Source organism: Paenibacillus melissococcoides (assembly GCA_944800085.1).
In the GTDB taxonomy this organism is placed as follows: Bacteria; Bacillota; Bacilli; order Paenibacillales; family Paenibacillaceae; genus Paenibacillus_B; species Paenibacillus_B melissococcoides.
In genome coordinates, this window is record CALYLO010000002.1 from 99,268 (window position 1) to 115,217 (window position 15,950).

At 57.1% G+C, this 15,950-nt stretch carries 13 protein-coding genes; 12 read left to right on the forward strand and 1 reads right to left on the reverse strand.

The window, feature by feature from the left end:
* Positions 1 to 11 precede the first annotated feature (11 nt).
* The 5 genes from glpK (at position 12) to OCY70_RS08660 (ending at position 8,240) form a co-directional block, all read left to right on the forward strand.
* Positions 12 to 1,502 carry a glycerol kinase GlpK gene (gene glpK, locus OCY70_RS08640; protein WP_261944772.1) on the forward strand — a complete coding sequence of 497 codons (1,491 nt, stop codon included), beginning with the start codon at positions 12 to 14 and terminating at the stop codon, positions 1,500 to 1,502.
* 271 nt (positions 1,503 to 1,773) lie between these two features.
* Positions 1,774 to 3,456 carry a glycerol-3-phosphate dehydrogenase/oxidase gene (locus tag OCY70_RS08645; protein ID WP_213427448.1) on the forward strand — a complete coding sequence of 561 codons (1,683 nt, stop codon included), beginning with the start codon at positions 1,774 to 1,776 and terminating at the stop codon, positions 3,454 to 3,456.
* Positions 3,457 to 4,375: 919 nt separating this feature from the next.
* Entirely contained in the window at positions 4,376 to 5,110 is a 735-nt protein-coding gene (locus OCY70_RS08650) for an MBL fold metallo-hydrolase (RefSeq protein ID WP_213427449.1), read from the forward strand.
* Positions 5,091 to 5,666, forward strand: coding sequence for a TetR/AcrR family transcriptional regulator (locus tag OCY70_RS08655; RefSeq protein ID WP_213427450.1), 576 nt, complete (start codon positions 5,091 to 5,093; stop codon positions 5,664 to 5,666). Before OCY70_RS08650 ends, OCY70_RS08655 begins: the two co-directional genes overlap by 20 nt.
* Positions 5,667 to 5,927: 261 nt before the next feature.
* The gene (locus tag OCY70_RS08660; RefSeq protein ID WP_213427451.1) at positions 5,928 to 8,240 is read left to right on the forward strand and encodes an ATP-dependent DNA helicase; all 2,313 of its coding nucleotides are present in this window, start codon (positions 5,928 to 5,930) and stop codon (positions 8,238 to 8,240) included.
* 74 nt (positions 8,241 to 8,314) lie between these two features.
* On the opposite strand, the gene OCY70_RS08665 is transcribed toward OCY70_RS08660, so the two are convergent.
* Positions 8,315 to 9,022: an SGNH/GDSL hydrolase family protein gene (locus OCY70_RS08665; protein WP_213427452.1), complete on the reverse strand. Its 708-nt coding sequence runs from the start codon at positions 9,020 to 9,022 to the stop codon at positions 8,315 to 8,317.
* Positions 9,023 to 9,289: 267 nt separating this feature from the next.
* Between OCY70_RS08665 and OCY70_RS08670 the strand changes: the two genes are divergently transcribed.
* The 7 genes from OCY70_RS08670 (at position 9,290) to OCY70_RS08700 (ending at position 15,859) form a co-directional block, all read left to right on the forward strand.
* Positions 9,290 to 9,895 (forward strand): DUF1836 domain-containing protein, encoded by a 606-nt coding sequence (locus OCY70_RS08670; RefSeq protein ID WP_213427453.1) that lies wholly within the window; start codon positions 9,290 to 9,292, stop codon positions 9,893 to 9,895.
* A gap of 66 nt (positions 9,896 to 9,961) precedes the next feature.
* Entirely contained in the window at positions 9,962 to 10,168 is a 207-nt protein-coding gene (locus tag OCY70_RS08675) for a hypothetical protein (RefSeq protein WP_249724828.1), read from the forward strand.
* Positions 10,169 to 10,180: 12 nt separating this feature from the next.
* Positions 10,181 to 11,062, forward strand: coding sequence for an AI-2E family transporter (locus OCY70_RS08680; protein WP_261944871.1), 882 nt, complete (start codon positions 10,181 to 10,183; stop codon positions 11,060 to 11,062).
* A 66-nt stretch (positions 11,063 to 11,128) separates the two neighbouring features.
* Positions 11,129 to 11,674: a hypothetical protein gene (locus tag OCY70_RS08685; RefSeq protein ID WP_213427454.1), complete on the forward strand. Its 546-nt coding sequence runs from the start codon at positions 11,129 to 11,131 to the stop codon at positions 11,672 to 11,674.
* A gap of 119 nt (positions 11,675 to 11,793) precedes the next feature.
* Entirely contained in the window at positions 11,794 to 12,288 is a 495-nt protein-coding gene (locus tag OCY70_RS08690) for a MarR family winged helix-turn-helix transcriptional regulator (protein ID WP_213427455.1), read from the forward strand.
* Positions 12,285 to 14,012: an ABC transporter ATP-binding protein gene (locus OCY70_RS08695; protein ID WP_213427456.1), complete on the forward strand. Its 1,728-nt coding sequence runs from the start codon at positions 12,285 to 12,287 to the stop codon at positions 14,010 to 14,012. The genes OCY70_RS08690 and OCY70_RS08695 overlap by 4 nt, the downstream gene beginning before the upstream one ends.
* Positions 14,009 to 15,859, forward strand: coding sequence for an ABC transporter ATP-binding protein (locus tag OCY70_RS08700; RefSeq protein WP_283776729.1), 1,851 nt, complete (start codon positions 14,009 to 14,011; stop codon positions 15,857 to 15,859). The genes OCY70_RS08695 and OCY70_RS08700 overlap by 4 nt, the downstream gene beginning before the upstream one ends.
* Positions 15,860 to 15,950 lie beyond the last annotated feature (91 nt).

The window sequence follows — 15,950 nt, forward strand, 5'->3', positions numbered from 1 at the left end:
AGGAATCGGTGATGGAGAAGTATATTTTATCGATTGATCAGGGGACGACCAGTTCCAGGGCGATTTTGTTCAACAGATCCGGCGAGATTATTCATATGGCCAAAAAAGAGTTTACACAAATTTTCCCTGAACCGGGGTGGGTCGAGCATAATGCGCAGGAGATCTGGGGAACCGTGCTCGCCGTCATTGCGACTTGTCTGATTGAATCGGGCGTGAAGCCGGGCCAGATCGCCGGCATCGGCATTACGAATCAGCGCGAGACGGCGGTCGTCTGGGATAAGGAGTCAGGCCGCCCTGTCTATAATTCGATTGTATGGCAATCGCGGCAGACGAAGGCGATCTGCGACGAACTTCAGGCGGCAGGACATAGTGAGCTGTTCCGCTCCAAGACCGGGCTGCTGATCGACTCTTATTTTTCCGGCACGAAGGTGAAGTGGATACTTGATCATGTCCCGGGCGCCCGGGAGAGAGCGGAACGCGGGGAGCTGCTGTTCGGCACGATCGATACATGGCTGATCTGGAAGCTGACCGACGGGGAAGCGCACGTGACGGATTACAGTAACGCATCCCGCACGCTGATGTACAACATCCATGAGCTGAAATGGGACGACGAGCTGCTGGAAATTCTGGACATTCCGAAGCAGATGCTGCCTGAGGTGCGTTCCTCCTCCGAGATCTACGGCCAGACGGCCGATTATCATTTCTTCGGGGAACGGGTTCCGATTGCCGGCATCGCCGGAGACCAGCAGGCCGCCCTGTTCGGGCAAGCTTGCTTCAAGCCGGGAATGGCCAAAAACACGTACGGAACCGGGTGCTTCATGCTTATGAATACGGGCGATCAGGCCGTTCAATCCTCTCATGGATTGCTGACGACCATTGCATGGGGAATCGACGGCAAGGTGGAATATGCCCTCGAAGGAAGCGTATTCGTGGCCGGTTCGGCGATCCAATGGCTGCGCGATGGCCTGCGCATGTTCAAAGACGCCGCCGACAGCGAGCAATATGCGAGCCGCGTCGACTCGACTGATGGCGTATACGTCGTGCCGGCCTTCGTCGGACTGGGGACGCCATATTGGGACAGCGAAGTGAAGGGCGCCATCTTCGGCTTGACGCGCGGCACGTCGAAGGAGCATCTGATTCGGGCGACGCTGGAGTCTCTCGCATATCAGACGCTGGATGTGCTTCAGGCGATGGAGGCCGATTCTTCGATTGAATTGACGACGCTGCGCGTAGACGGGGGAGCGGTGCATAATAATTTCCTGATGCAGTTCCAGAGCGATATGCTGGACGTGCCGGTGGAACGCCCGCAAGTCAGCGAGACGACCGCGCTGGGAGCCGCCTATCTGGCCGGGCTTGCGGTCGGTTACTGGGAGAGCCGGGAGGAGATTTACTCGCTCTGGAGCATCGAGCGCGACTTCCAACCGGCGCTGCCGCAGGAGCGGCGGGAAGCCTTGTACGCAGGCTGGAAGACCGCCATTGCGGCGACCAAAGCATTCAAGTAAAGCCGGGGATAGCGGGGATAACAGGGACACCGGACATATCAGGGACACCGGGGATATCACGGAGATCATCGCAAAATCGTGGAATTTATGGATTCAGCCGGGGAAATCGGATATATCGTTCATGTCGAAATCATTGCGCACAAGTTAATAAAATCAATCAGTTGGAGAACGGGGGGGAACTGCAATCGCATGACAGTCTGTGGTGTTGTTGCAGTTTTTTCTATCGGCGAGACAGCCAATATTTCATTTACTGCAGCGAGGGGGTTCACCTATGACAACTGCAACATTCTCTTCTGCGCATCGGGAGCGGATCGCGCATGCGCTGGGCCAGACGCCGCTGGACGTCATCGTCATCGGCGGCGGCATCACCGGAGCGGGCATCGCGCTTGATGCGGCGACCCGCGGACTGACGACGGCCTTGTTCGAGATGCAGGATTTCGCGGCCGGAACGTCCAGCCGTTCGACGAAGCTGGTGCATGGCGGGCTCCGGTATTTGAAGCAGTTCGATATTAGCACGGTAGCCGAGGTCGGCAAGGAACGGGCCATCGTCTATGAGAACGGACCCCATGTGACGACTCCGGAATGGATGCTGCTGCCGATTCACCGCGGCGGGACCTTCGGCAAATTCAGCACCGGCATTGGCTTGCGCGTCTACGACTTCCTTGCCGGAGTCAAGCATAGCGAGCGCCGGCGCATGCTGTCCGCGCAGCAGACGATAGAGCGTGAACCGCTGCTGAAGCGGGAAGGCTTGCTGGGCGGCGGTTATTACGTAGAATACCGGACGGATGACGCGCGCTTGACGATCGAAGTGATGAAGGAAGCCGTGCGCCACGGAGCGTTGGCGCTGAACTATATGAAGGCCGACTCCTTCCTCTATGAGAATGGGAAGCTGCACGGCGTGCGCGTCGTGGATCAGGCGGACGGCAAGGAATATGAGTTCTATGGCAAGACGATTATTAATGCGGCGGGCCCATGGGTGGATGAGCTTCGCGAACGGGATCATTCCAAGACGGGCAAGCATTTGCAATTGTCCAAAGGGGTGCATCTTGTCATCGACCAGGAGAAGTTCCCGCTCAAGCAAGCGATCTATTTCGATACGCCCGACGGGCGGATGGTCTTCGCGATTCCGCGTGAAGGCAAAACGTATGTCGGCACCACCGACACGTTCTATAAGGGCGACCCCGCCCATCCCGTCATGACGAAGGAAGACCGCGATTATATTATGGACGCTATCGCGTTCATGTTCCCGTCGGTGCGGCTGACCGCCGGCGATATCGAGTCGAGCTGGGCCGGGGTCAGACCGCTCATCTATGAAGAAGGAAAGAGCGCGTCCGAGATCTCGCGCCGGGATGAAATCTGGCAGTCGCCTTCCGGCCTGATCACGATCGCCGGCGGCAAGCTGACCGGATACCGCAAGATGGCGGAGACGGTCGTCGATCGCGTCATGCAGCGGCTGGTTAAGGAACACGGACGCCCGTTCGTGCCAGTCAAGACGAAGCAGATGCCGATCTCCGGCGGCCATGTCGGCGGCTCCTCCGCCTTTCCGGGCTTCGTGGAGGCGAAGAAAGAGGAGGGCGTGCGCCGCGGTCTGGATGCGGCGCTGGCCCAGCGTTGGGCTCGCATGTACGGCTCGAATGCGGACCGCCTCTTCGCGCTCGCGGAGCGATACCGCGACGAGGCCGCATCCGGCGGCCTTCCGCTCGAAGTCCTCGTGCCGCTCGCATACGCGGTCGAGGAAGAGATGGCGCTCAAGCCGGCCGATTTCTTCATTCGAAGAACCGGCGCCTTGTTCTTCAACATCGACTGGGTCCGGCAATGGAAGGAGCCGGCCATCGAGTGGATGGCCGCTCACCTGGGCTGGACGCCGGAGCAAAAGGCGAGCGGTGCCGCAGAGCTGGACCGCTATCTGCATGAAGCGGTCGTTCCGCAAGCGGAAGCGGCAGGGGAGCAATAGGGGGGCAGATGGGGACAGGCAGGGGAGCCAAGGGAAGCTCGGGGATGCCCAGGGAGACTCAGGGAACTCAGGGAAACTCAGGGGAACCATGGGAGAATCAAGGAAGCCCAGGGAAACCCAGGGAGTCTCAGGGGAACCTGGGGAACCAAGGGGATAGGGGGAAGTGGCGACTTGTCCGGGGGCCGGGAACTGCCCCCCCATTATCCCAAGGCGCATCGAGCGGCTCGGTAACGCTTCGGCAAAGCTGTAAAAGTGCAGCAATTGCATGTCGGCGTCTATGTCGTGATCGGATTGATGCAAAAGTGCAGGAATTTCCGCCTTATCGATTGAAGAGAAGACAAAATAGGATGAAAAGATGTAGTTTTGCAGGAAGTTGGGCAAAAATCTGCTTTCCTAGCATAAATTGATGCAGCTATGCAGGATTTTTACACAACTGGGCCGACCAGACTTCTGCGCACAAATCAAACCTTAGAGCGAATCTGACCGACGGGGATAGACGAGAACAAATTCGCCACGTTGAACCTGAGCAACTGGGATAGAGCAGAGCAACTTGCCACGTCGAACCTGACCAACTGGAATAAAGCAGAACAAATTCGCCACGTCGAACCTGAGCAACTGGGATAAAGCAGAGCAACTTGCCACGTCGAACCTGACCGATCGGGATAGACCAGAGCAGCCTCGCCCCCCCCACAAATTAAAGCCGTCCCGGAACAGCGCCAAAAAACACCCGCTAAGGGTGTTTTTTGTTGTCCGGCCTGTATGAATCCCACTGGGTTACGCCTGCAATGTCGAATTTATGTCACTCCCAGGGAAGGCATTTTGCTCAAAATGTATGAGAAGGAAAAAGAAATGATTGCAACAACTAATATCATTAGTTATTATGCTAATATAATTAGTTAAGCAATCGGAGGTGATTGCCGTGCGCGTAACCCGCCATGAGCATATCTATCAATTAACGTGGTTCCCGGGACTGTTCCCCGTCAATGTCTATCTGGTCGAAGAAGAGAACGAGCTTACCTTGATCGATGCCGGGCTGCCCCTTAGTCTGAAGGGCATCCTGAGCACGGCCGCGAAGCTGGGCAAGCCGATTACCCGCATCCTCTTGACGCATGCCCATGATGATCATGTCGGTTCGCTGGATGCATTGAAGGCGGCCTTGCCGCAAGCGGAGGTATCGATTTCGCAGCGGGATGCCAAGCTGCTGCGCGGTGACCGCTCGCTGGAGCCGGGGGAGCCCGGGACGCCGATTTGCGGCGGGGTGCCGTCCTCGGTCAAGACGGCGCCGGATCGGCTGCTGCGCGACGGCGATCGCATCGGCTCTTTGCTTGCCGTGGCGGCGCCGGGACATACGCCGGGGCTGATGGCCTTCCTCGACACGCGCAGCCGGGCTCTTATTGCCGGAGATGCCTTTCAGACGCAGGGCGGCGTGGCCGTCTCCGGCAAGATGAAGCTGCGGTTCCCGTTCCCGGCGTTCGCTACCTGGAACCTAGGGGAATCTATCGCGAGCGCCCGCAAGCTGCGCGCACTGGAGCCGACTCTGCTGGCGGCCGGCCATGGGCCGATGCTGCCGCAGCCGGCGGCGGCAATCGATAAGGCCATTCAAGAAGCAGAACATGTATGGAGGAATCAGCATCATGCCAAGGAAATCCATTGATCGATCATTAATTGTGCACACCGCCGCAGAGATTGCCGATGCGGACGGCCTCAGCCAGGTGACGCTGGCCGCGGTTGCGGAGCGGCTCGGCATCAAGTCGCCCTCGCTGTACAATCATGTCCAGGGACTCCCTGGCCTGCGCACCGGGCTGGCGCATTACGGCCTGCTGGAGCTGAGAGAGTCGCTGGCGCGCGCGGCGGTCGGGAAGTCGGGCGAAGCGGCCATCGACGCGATCGGGTTCGCTTACGTCAACTTCGTCCGCCAGCATCCGGGGGTATACGAAGCGACGATGTCGCCGCCGGATTTCAACGATCCGGATATTCAAGCCGCATCCGACTCGATATTGGAGCTGCTGCTCGATGTGCTTGGCGCATACAAATACGAGCAGGCCGACGCCTTCCATGTCGTGCGCGGTCTGCGCAGCCTGCTGCATGGCTTCGCCACGCTGGAGATGAAGCAGGGCTTCCGCATGGAGCTGGAGCGGGACGAGAGCTTAAAGCGGATGCTTCATACGTATGTGCGCGGGCTGGAAGCAGCGGGCCCGGGAACGAAGTGAGCTGCCCGGTTCTGCTGGCTGAAGACGAACTCCTGCAGACAGGCGAGGTGCAGGCAGACTCACGAGCAGGGCACAGGGTGAGGGCGGGCTCGCGAACAGGCGGCAAGGTACATGCAGACTTGCACATGGGCCGCTGCGGGGAGCTTGAGGAATTTGCGGCGAGGTCGTGCACGTCGCGCATCCGGCACTGCGGCCTGAATTGCGATATAATCGGTAGAGTGAGTTACAGATTCAGGCAATGACAGGAATCGGGAGAATGCGATGACGTATACGATACAATTATCCGTGCGTTCGCTGGTGGAGCATGTGTTCCTGAGCGGCAGCATCGACAGCGGCTTTCGGGCCGCCAGTTCGATGACGGACGGGACGAAGGCCCATCAGCGGGTGCAGGAAAGCTATGGAGAGACGGACCAAAAGGAAGTGTATTTGAAGGCCGACATCCGATACGGCGATCTGTGCTTCCAGATCGACGGCCGCTGTGACGGCCTGCTTCTGTCCGGCGAGGAGACGATAGACGAGATCAAGTCGACATCGGGGGACATCAGCCTGATTACGGAGGATGCGTATCCCGTGCACTGGGCGCAAGCTTGCTGCTACGCCTATATGTACGCGAAGGAGCATGGCCGCGAGCGGATGGCGGTGCAGCTTACCTACGTCCATGTCCGCACGGAAGAGGCGAAACGGTTCAAGCGGGTGCTGACCTTCGCCGAGCTGGAGGCCTTCGTGCTGGACGTTATCGAACGGTATGCGCCTTACGCGGCGATGCGGCGGGATCATGAGCTGCGGCGGCAGGAGAGCATCCGGGAGCTGCCGTTCCCGTTCGACGCGTACCGGGCAGGGCAGCGGAAGCTGGCCGGAGCCGTATATACGTCGATCGCGCAGGGCAGCGGCCTGTTCGCCATGGCGCCGACCGGCATCGGCAAGACGATGTCGACCTTGTACCCTGCGGTCAAGGCGATGGGGGAAGGGCTGATCCGGCGGATTCTCTATATTACGGCCAAGACGACGACGCGCACGGCTGCCGAGGATGCCTGCGAGCGGATGGCGTCGAAGGGACTGATCATGCAATCGGTTACGTTGACGGCCAAGGATAAAATCTGCTTCCAGGAGGAGACCCGCTGCCAGCCGGATTATTGCGAATATGCCGATGGCTATTATGACCGGATTAACGGGGCGATCATGGATATTTTGACTCATGAGACGCAGATGACCCGCCCGGTCATTGAGCAGTACGCCCGCAAGCACCGGGTATGCCCGTTCGAATTTTCGCTCGACCTTGCGTATGCGGCCGATGCGGTCATTTGCGATTATAATTATGTGTTCGATCCCCGCGTCTCGATGAAGCGGTGGGCGGAAGAGCAGAAGAAGGAGACGGCGCTCCTGATCGATGAGGCGCATAATCTGGTCGATCGGGCGCGGGAGATGTATTCGGCCGAGCTGGTCAAATCCGCGTTCCTGCAGCTGAAGCGCGAGTTCAAGGAAGTGAACCGCGCGATTCACGACGCGGCCCAGGCGGTGAACGCCTATTTCATCGCCCTGCGGAAGCGGTGTGCGGAACAGGGCGGCCTGACGGACATGGAGCTGCCCGAAGATCTGCTTTCGGTGTTGGACCGATTCATCGCCCAAACCGAACCGGTCCTGCTGAGCGGCGGGGGAACGCCCGCCCACGCGATGCTGCTGGACGCGTATTTCGCGGCGTCAAGCTTCATCCGCATTGCGAAGCTCTACGATGAGCGGTTCACGACGTACGCTGAAGTCGAACGGAATGAGGTCCGGCTGAAGCTGTTCTGTCTCGATCCGTCCTTCCTGCTCGCTCAGGCGGGCAAGCGGTACCGCTCGATTATCCGCTTCTCTGCGACCTTGACGCCGATGTCATATTATATGGACCTGCTGGGCGGCGATCGGGAAGAGGACTACACGCTCTCCCTGCCTTCGCCGTTCGCCCAGGAGCAGTGGGATGTACGGCTGCACCCGCTGTCGACCCGGTACCGGGATCGGGAACGGACGAAGCTTCCGCTCGTGCAGACGATTTGGGGCGTGGTAGAGGAGCGGAGCGGCAATTATTTGGTGTTCTTCCCTTCGTATCCGTACTTGCAGGAGGTATACGAAGCCTTCATCGCGGAAGGCAGCCCGGTCGATACGCTTGTGCAGGAGGCGGGGATGACAGAGGAGGAGCGGGAGCGGTTCCTGGATGCTTTCCAGCCGGATCGGACAGGCACGCTGGTCGGGTTCGCCGTGCTTGGCGGCGTCTTCTCGGAAGGGGTAGACCTGCAGGGAGACCGGCTGACGGGCGTCATCGTCGTCGGCGTCGGCCTGCCTCAGCTAGGTCTGGAGCGGAATATCATTCGCGACTACGTCAACCGTACGGGGAAAAACGGGTACAACTATGCCTACGTCTATCCCGGGATGAACAAGGTGCTTCAGGCCGGAGGGAGGCTGATCCGCTCGGAGCGGGACACCGGGACGCTCGTGCTGATCGACGACCGGTTCCTCCAGCCGCCTTACCGGCAATTGCTGCCGGAGGAGTGGATGAATTACCGGCTTCCCGGTACGGATAAGCCGGATATCGAGTAAACCAAGCAAGCCGGGTGATCGCCTTGCATCGACGGTCATCCGGCTTATTTGCCGTGGTAAGCAAGCAATACATTTCATTTCAACAAATGACGGTAACGGCTCTCCAGATAGCTCATCAGCTCCTGGGCAATCACCTGATGGCCCTGTTCGTTCGGGTGAATTCCGTCGGCGCACAGATAATTCCGGTAATCGAATGCCCGCAGGAACGCGCCTCGAACATCGATCCAGCGCGTATTCATCTCCTCGGCCACGCGGATGATGGCGGCATTGTAGCGTTCATGCCACCAATAAATCCGGCTGACGCTGCCCAGCCAGGATAAGATGTTCGCGGCGGCGGAGTCGTCGTTCTTGCTGATCCACCGGAAATACCGATCGGCATCCAGCGGCGGCAGGGACATCAGCACCGGAATGATCCCGTGATCCTTCAAGGTGCGGATCATGTCCTTCAACGTCTGCGTGTAGCGATCCAGATCGGTGTTCGGCTCATGAAGCTCCCCGGGCTGCCGGGCGATTTTGTCCCAATCGAAATCGCAATCATTGCCCCCGAATTCCAGCAGCACGATATCCGGGCGCCGGCTCAGGACATCCTGCTTCAGCTTCTCGGCTCCCTTCGTAACGAGGCAGCCGAATCGTCCCGCGTTCGTCACGATTCCGTTCAGGCGGCGTTGAACGAGCTGCCCGAAGCTGTCGGCGAGCTTGGCGTATCTGCCCTTCTCTTCATCGTACACGATCCCCTTCGCAATCGAATCGCCGTACAGGACGATATTGCATGGCTTTTCCATTTCCAATCAAACCTCCCGTGAATTAGTATCCGGATATCCCGTCTTATTTATGATTGACGCGTGACCGCGCATTGTATGAGTTAACAAAAGTTTTTATGTAGTAATGAAAACTACATAATGTTATATATGTATTATATCATGTGATTTGAACAAGTAAATAGAAGAGTTTTTTGCATTGTAGCCTCTTGTCTTGGGCATATGGTAGTATGGAGAAATGAACGGAACAGCATCATCAGTTGCGCCCCCAGGCATGAAGGAGAGGAAGACATGGAAGACGCAACCTTGAAGGAGCATATCGAAGCCCTGTACCGGGGCATCGCGGCGATGCCGGATATCGAGCCGGCGGAGATCCCGAAGCTCGATCTGTACATGGATCAGGTCATTACATTGTTCGAAAGCGTGCTGGAGCCCACGAAGCGGCATCCCGAGGACAAGCTGCTAACGAAGACAATGATCAATAATTACACCAAGGACAAGCTGCTGCTTCCGGCGAAGAATAAGAAGTATTCTCCCGAGCATATCATTCAAATGGCGCTGATCTATCATTTAAAGCAGTCGCTGTCGATCAGTGACATCAAGGCGCTGTTCCAGGGCACGCTTCATCGGGAGGATGTGGACGGATGGAAGGTATACGAGCAGTTCCTCCGGCTGAAGGAAGAGCAGGCTCCTCAACTGGAGCAAGCCGTGGCGGCCCAGACCGAAGCGGTGGCGGCGGCCGGGGAGAGTCAGGCCTTCACGCTGCTGGCCGTATTGAACTTCATTCATCAGGCGAACACGTATAAGCGTCTGGCCGAGAAGCTGATTGACGATCTGGAGAAGCGCATGGCGAAGGACAAGGATAAGGACAAAGAGAAGGGCAAAAAGTCCTCCTGATTCGCTATACCGGACTGCCGCCCGGAATGCGGCAACCTACACCACGAAGAAGTTCAGGAGGGAACGATGTTCAGGGATCGCAAAACATTATACTATTTGGGCCTGTTCACCGCGGGGCTGCTGCTGTACAAGCTGGTGGAGAATATTGGGGGCGTTCTGCATTTTTTCTCCACGCTGATGTCCCTGATGACGCCTTTTTTCATTGCGTTTTTTATCGCTTATTTGCTCCGGCCGCTGGTTAACGCGCTGGAGGCGAAGCTGTTCTCCCGGTAGCGGCTGCGCAGGCTGTACAGCATTCTTATCGTCTATACGCTGTTCCTCGGACTCATCTTTTTCGGAATCACGGTCATCACCCCGAGAATTATTGACAGCGTAAGCACGCTGCTCGCGGGCTTGCCCCAGTATATCGCGGGGACGGAGCAGTGGATACGCGGCCATGTTCTGGAGCAGGAATGGTTCGCCCAATCCGGTTTTGACGCCAAGCTGGGGGAGTTCCTCTCGTCCGCTTCCAGTCAGATCAGCGAGTTCGTCCGGCTCATCCTGAACAATTTGTTGTCCGGCCTGTTCTCGATAACGACGACGCTGCTGAATCTCGTCATCGGCTTCATCGTCTCGATTTATCTGCTCAAGGACAAGGAAGTGATCGGCCGCAGCGCGCAAAAGATTCTGGTCGCCCTGTTGGGACAGGGACGGGCGGCATCGGTGATTGAGTTCGTGAAGCGGATTGACACGACCTTTTCCCAATATTTTGTCGGGGTCATTTTGGATGCGATGATTATCGGCTCGATCGTTTTTCTGGGGCTGCTTGTTCTGCAATCGCCATTCGCGCTGCTGGCCGCCCTCGTCGTGGCGATCACGAATGTCATTCCCTATTTCGGCCCGTTCATCGGCATGCTGTTCGTCGGCCTGATTACCTTGCTCGTGTCCCCGATGCAGGCGCTGTGGAATGTGCTCTTTATTTTCATTATCCAGCAGTTGGACGGCTATTATATCGGCCCAAAGGTCATCGGGAACAAGGTGGGCATCGGCCCGCTGTGGATTATTTTCGCGATTATTATCGGGGGCGGCTTCTTCGGGCTGCTCGGCATGTTCATCGCGGTGCCCGTGGTGGCGGTCATCAAGACCGCATTCGACTCCTATATCGAGCGCCGCTTGTCGTCGAAGTAACCCGGTTGTTTTTGCAGATGGGATACAATATTAAGGTGCCTTCTAGCGGGTTAGGAGCGGATTCCAATGAAAAGATGGGTTGGTCTGGCTGCGCTCTTACTTATAGGTTTGGCGGCAGCCTTATTGTTTCGTCCGGAAGCAGAGTCGGCCGAAGAATGGTTGAGGCATCAGGGATTTGATGCCGAGCTGCTGCATCGGGAGACCAGGCCAGGAGACATCGATATTATCGTTTTTCATGATTTGAATCTGAAAGAGATGAATATCGCCTTTTTACAATCAAGCGGGTGGAAAAGAAACGGGGTGGTACGCAGCGACTTCCCCCTTACCGTTCCTCCCGAATCGATAAGCTATAAATATTCCCGCCTCCCGCTCGGCAGCACTCACCTTGCCGTACTGTACGGCCTCGTCACCGATCCGGATGTCGGCGCCGTGGAGGTTCGCATTCCCCGCCACCAACAAGAAGAGGCCATGGATATCAAGATTGCGCCGGTCATCCGATCGTCAGATGAGGCGGTCTGGTATATCGTGCTGGAAGAAGAGCTCACCGGCGCGCAATCAGTCAAGATACAACTGCATGGACTCAAAAAGCAGGCTGTTTCTCTTTTCCTATAAGGGGGGGCAGCTCCTTTTTTTGGAGTTTGACATCGGTTAGCTGTGAAAATATAATTAGGTTACCAAATAAATAGGTTGCCTAACTAATTTAAATTTTAGGTAACGAGGGGGTAAACGAGATGCATGAGGAGGGAACGACAACCGAGCGGCTGATGAGGGCCTTCAAGCTGTTCAACAAGGCGGAATGGCATCGCCGTTCGATTGAAGGACATAAGCCGAGCGAACTGCATGTCATGATGGTTCTCATGCGTACGATAAAGCGGGATAAGCAAGGGCTGATGGTATCCGAGATCAGCAGCATGCTGCATGTCACTTCACCGACGATTACGCAATTAATCAAGGGCATGGAGAGCAAGGGGCTTGTCACCCGGAACGCCGATCCCGAGGATCGGCGGGTCATACGGATTGCGCTGACCGACAAAGGCATCGCGGTAACGAAAAAGGCGAAAGCCGTCATGACGGAATATTTCAACGGGCTGATTGAGTACCTGGGTGAGGAGGACAGCGAGAAGCTGGCCGAGCTGCTCAACAAAGTGTATACGTATTTTCAAGACAATCCTCCAATCCCTTGGAGGGAGATAGAGAAGCGCACGAGTGGAGATGATCATGAATGATGAAATTATTCCGCTTCCTGAAGCCGTTCCGGCTTCCGGTGGCATTCGTGCTGGGGCTGGTTTTCTTCCAGTCGCTGGCCGAGCTGTATCTGCCGACGCTGATGTCGGATATCGTCGATATCGGCATTGTTAGCGGAGATACGGCTTATATTTGGAAAATGGGCGGGTGGATGCTCCTGGTCGCCGCAGGGGGCACGTTATGCGCCATCGCGGGCAGCTACTTGTCCGCGAAGGTGGCGTCCGGCTTCGGCCGCAATCTGCGGCGGCGCCTGTTCACCCATGTGGAGAACTTCTCGCTGCAGGAGTTCGACAAGATTGGGACGGCATCCCTGATTACCCGGACGACCAATGATATTACCCAGGTTCAGCAGGTGCTGGTCATGATCCTCCGGATGATGATCAGCGCGCCGATGATGTGTATCGGCGGCATTATTATGGCGGTGTCGAAGGATGCGAAGCTGACGCTCGTGCTGGCGGTCGTCATTCCGGTGCTGGCCTTGGCCATTTTTGCCGTAGCCGGCAAAGGGATTCCGCTCTTCAAGGCGATGCAGAAAAAGCTGGATAAGCTGAACCTTGTCCTGCGCGAAAATCTGACTGGAATCCGGGTCATTCGTTCTTTCAACCGGATCAACCATGAGAAGACAAGGTTCAACGAAGCGAATGCCGACTTGACCGGCACGGCCTTGAAGGTGAACCGCATTATGTCGTCGATGATGCCGATCATGATGATCACCCTGAATTTCTCGACGATTGCGATCATCTGGTTCGGAAGCATCCGGATCGACAACGGCAGCATGCAGGTCGGATCCTTGATGGCCTTTATTCAATATGCGATGCAAATCATGTTTTCTGTCATTATGGTTTCCATTATTTTTGTGATGATTCCAAGAGCATCCGCGTCTGCGGTCCGGATTAACGAGGTGCTCGGCATGGAGCCGGAGATTCACGATCCTGCGCAACCGAAGCGGGCGGCCGGCAGACGGGGCCATATTCAATTCGACAATGTCACCTTCAGCTATCCGGGGGCAGAGATGCCGGCCCTCTCGAATATCTCGTTCGAGACCGGTCCGGGAGAGATGACCGCGATCATTGGCGGAACCGGGGCTGGCAAGTCGACGCTAATCAGCTTGATACCGCGCTTCTATGATATCGACAGCGGCAGTATCCGGGTGAATGGCGTTGACGTCCGGGAGTGGAAGCAGGAGGAGCTGCGGGAGAAGATCGGACTTGTGCCGCAGAAGGCCGTGCTGTTCACCGGAACGGTGGCGGACAATATCCGCTACGGCAAGGAGGATGCGACCGCCGAAGAGGTGAAGCATGCGGCCGATATCGCCCAGGCGACGGACTTCATCTCCAATATGCCGGAGGGCTTCGATTCTCCGATCGCGCAGGGCGGTTCGAACGTATCCGGCGGGCAGAAGCAGCGCCTGTCGATTGCGCGGGCCTTGGTCCGGCGTCCGGAAATTTATATCTTCGACGACAGCTTCTCGGCGCTTGATTTCAAGACCGATGCGAAGCTGCGCGCGGCGCTTCGGCCGGAGACCCGGGATGCGGCCGTTCTGCTGGTTGCCCAACGGGTCAGCACCGTCATGGATGCCGATCGAATCATTGTGCTGGATGAAGGACGGATCGCGGGAATAGGCACGCATCGCGAATTGATGGAGACGTGTCCGGTGTACCGCGAGATAGTATCCTCCCAGCTGTCAGAGGAGGAGATCGCATGAGCAGAGATAATCGGCCGAAAGCGGGCGGACACCGGGGCCCGATGGGCGGGCCGCCGATGGGGATGCCCATGGAGAAGGCGAAGGATTTCAAGGGTACGCTCAAGCGGCTCGTCGGCTATTTGAAGCCACGGAAATATCAATTAATCGCCGTCGTGGCGATGGCCATCCTCAGTACCATCTTCACGATTCTGGGCCCGAAGATTATGGGGAAGGCGACCACCTCGCTGTTCGAGAGCTTGATGGGAAGAACCGCCATTGACTTTGCTTATATTGGGAATATATTGCTTGTCTTAATCGGATTGTATGTCGTCAGCGCGCTGTTCAGCTACTTTCAGCAATATTTGATGGCCGGCGTGGCGCAAAATATTGTGTACGAGATGCGCAAGCAGGTCAATGACAAGCTGAACCGGCTGCCGCTGAAATATTTTGACGCGCGGACGCATGGCGAGATTTTAAGCCGGGTGACCAATGATGTCGATAACATCAGCAGCACGCTGCAGCAGAGCTTGACGCAGTTGATCACCTCGATCGTGACCTTGGTCGGCGTCGTGGTGATGATGCTGACCATCAGCCCGCTCATGACGCTGATCTGCCTGCTGACGCTGCCGCTCAGCTTCGTCGTCACGATCGTGATCGCGAAGCGGTCGCAGAAGCATTTCATGGGGCAGCAGAAGTCTCTTGGGGAATTGAACGGCCATGTCGAGGAAATGTACACCGGCCATAAAATCATCAAAGCCTTCGGTCATGAGGAAAAATCGGTGGCCGCGTTCGACGGCATCAATGAAAAGCTGTATGAATCCGGCTTCCGGGCTCAATTCATCTCCGGGATGATTATGCCGCTGATGAACTTTATCGGCAACATCGGCTATGTGCTTATTTGCGTGGTCGGGGGCGTGCTCGTTACCCAGCGCACCATCCAGATCGGCGATATTCAGGCGTTCATCCAATATGCGCGGCAGTTCACCCAGCCGATTGCGCAGACCGCCAATATTGCCAATATCATTCAGTCTACCGTCGCCTCGGCGGAACGGGTATTTGAAGTGCTCGATGAAGCCGAGGAAGTGCCGGAGGCGGCTCCGGCGAAGACGCTTGCTCATCCGGCGGGCCAAGTCCGTTTCGATCACGTTCGCTTCGGCTACAAGGAGGATGCGATGCTGATCGACGATATGAACATCGACGTCAAGCCGGGACAGAAGGTCGCCATCGTCGGGCCGACCGGGGCGGGCAAGACGACGCTGATCAATCTGCTGATGCGCTTCTATGAGATTAACGACGGAGCGATCACGATCGACGGCGTCAACATTACCGCGATGGAGCGCGGCAAACTGCGCAGCCTGTTCGGCATGGTGTTGCAGGATACGTGGCTGTTCAACGGCACCATCCGCGACAATATCGCTTACGGACGGCTGGGCGCGACGGAAGAAGAGATCGTGCAGGCGGCCCAAGCCGCGCATGCGGATCACTTTATCCGCACGCTGCCGGACGGCTATGATACGGTGCTGAATGAGGAAGCATCGAATATTTCGCAGGGCCAGAAGCAGCTGCTGACGATCGCCCGCGCCATTCTGGCCGATCCGGCGATTCTGATTCTGGACGAGGCGACGAGCAGCGTCGATACGCGGACAGAGCTGTATATCCAGAAAGCTATGCAGGAGCTCATGAAGAACCGCACCAGCTTCGTCATTGCCCACCGCTTGTCTACGATCCGGGATGCCGATCTGATTCTCGTTATGAATCAGGGCTCCGTGATTGAGCAGGGCACGCATGAGGAACTGCTGCAGCAGGGCGGCTTCTATGCGGATCTGTACAACAGCCAATTTACCGGCCGTCTGGTCGATGTCGGGTAACGCTGCCCAGCAAAGGCGCACCTTCGGGTGCGTCTTTTTTGATGCGTTCGGTGTGTCATAGATAAAAAGCTGCTCAAGTGCAGTATTTCGT

Coding starts and splice junctions, on each gene's coding strand:
- glpK (WP_261944772.1), top strand. CDS start 12: ATGGAGAAGTATATTTTATCGATTGATCAGGGGACGACCAGTTCCAGG.
- OCY70_RS08645 (WP_213427448.1), top strand. CDS start 1,774: ATGACAACTGCAACATTCTCTTCTGCGCATCGGGAGCGGATCGCGCAT.
- OCY70_RS08655 (WP_213427450.1), top strand. CDS start 5,091: ATGCCAAGGAAATCCATTGATCGATCATTAATTGTGCACACCGCCGCA.
- OCY70_RS08660 (WP_213427451.1), top strand. CDS start 5,928: ATGACGTATACGATACAATTATCCGTGCGTTCGCTGGTGGAGCATGTG.
- OCY70_RS08665 (WP_213427452.1), bottom strand. CDS start 9,022: ATGGAAAAGCCATGCAATATCGTCCTGTACGGCGATTCGATTGCGAAG.
- OCY70_RS08670 (WP_213427453.1), top strand. CDS start 9,290: ATGGAAGACGCAACCTTGAAGGAGCATATCGAAGCCCTGTACCGGGGC.
- OCY70_RS08675 (WP_249724828.1), top strand. CDS start 9,962: ATGTTCAGGGATCGCAAAACATTATACTATTTGGGCCTGTTCACCGCG.
- OCY70_RS08685 (WP_213427454.1), top strand. CDS start 11,129: ATGAAAAGATGGGTTGGTCTGGCTGCGCTCTTACTTATAGGTTTGGCG.
- OCY70_RS08690 (WP_213427455.1), top strand. CDS start 11,794: ATGCATGAGGAGGGAACGACAACCGAGCGGCTGATGAGGGCCTTCAAG.
- OCY70_RS08695 (WP_213427456.1), top strand. CDS start 12,285: ATGATGAAATTATTCCGCTTCCTGAAGCCGTTCCGGCTTCCGGTGGCA.
- OCY70_RS08700 (WP_283776729.1), top strand. CDS start 14,009: ATGAGCAGAGATAATCGGCCGAAAGCGGGCGGACACCGGGGCCCGATG.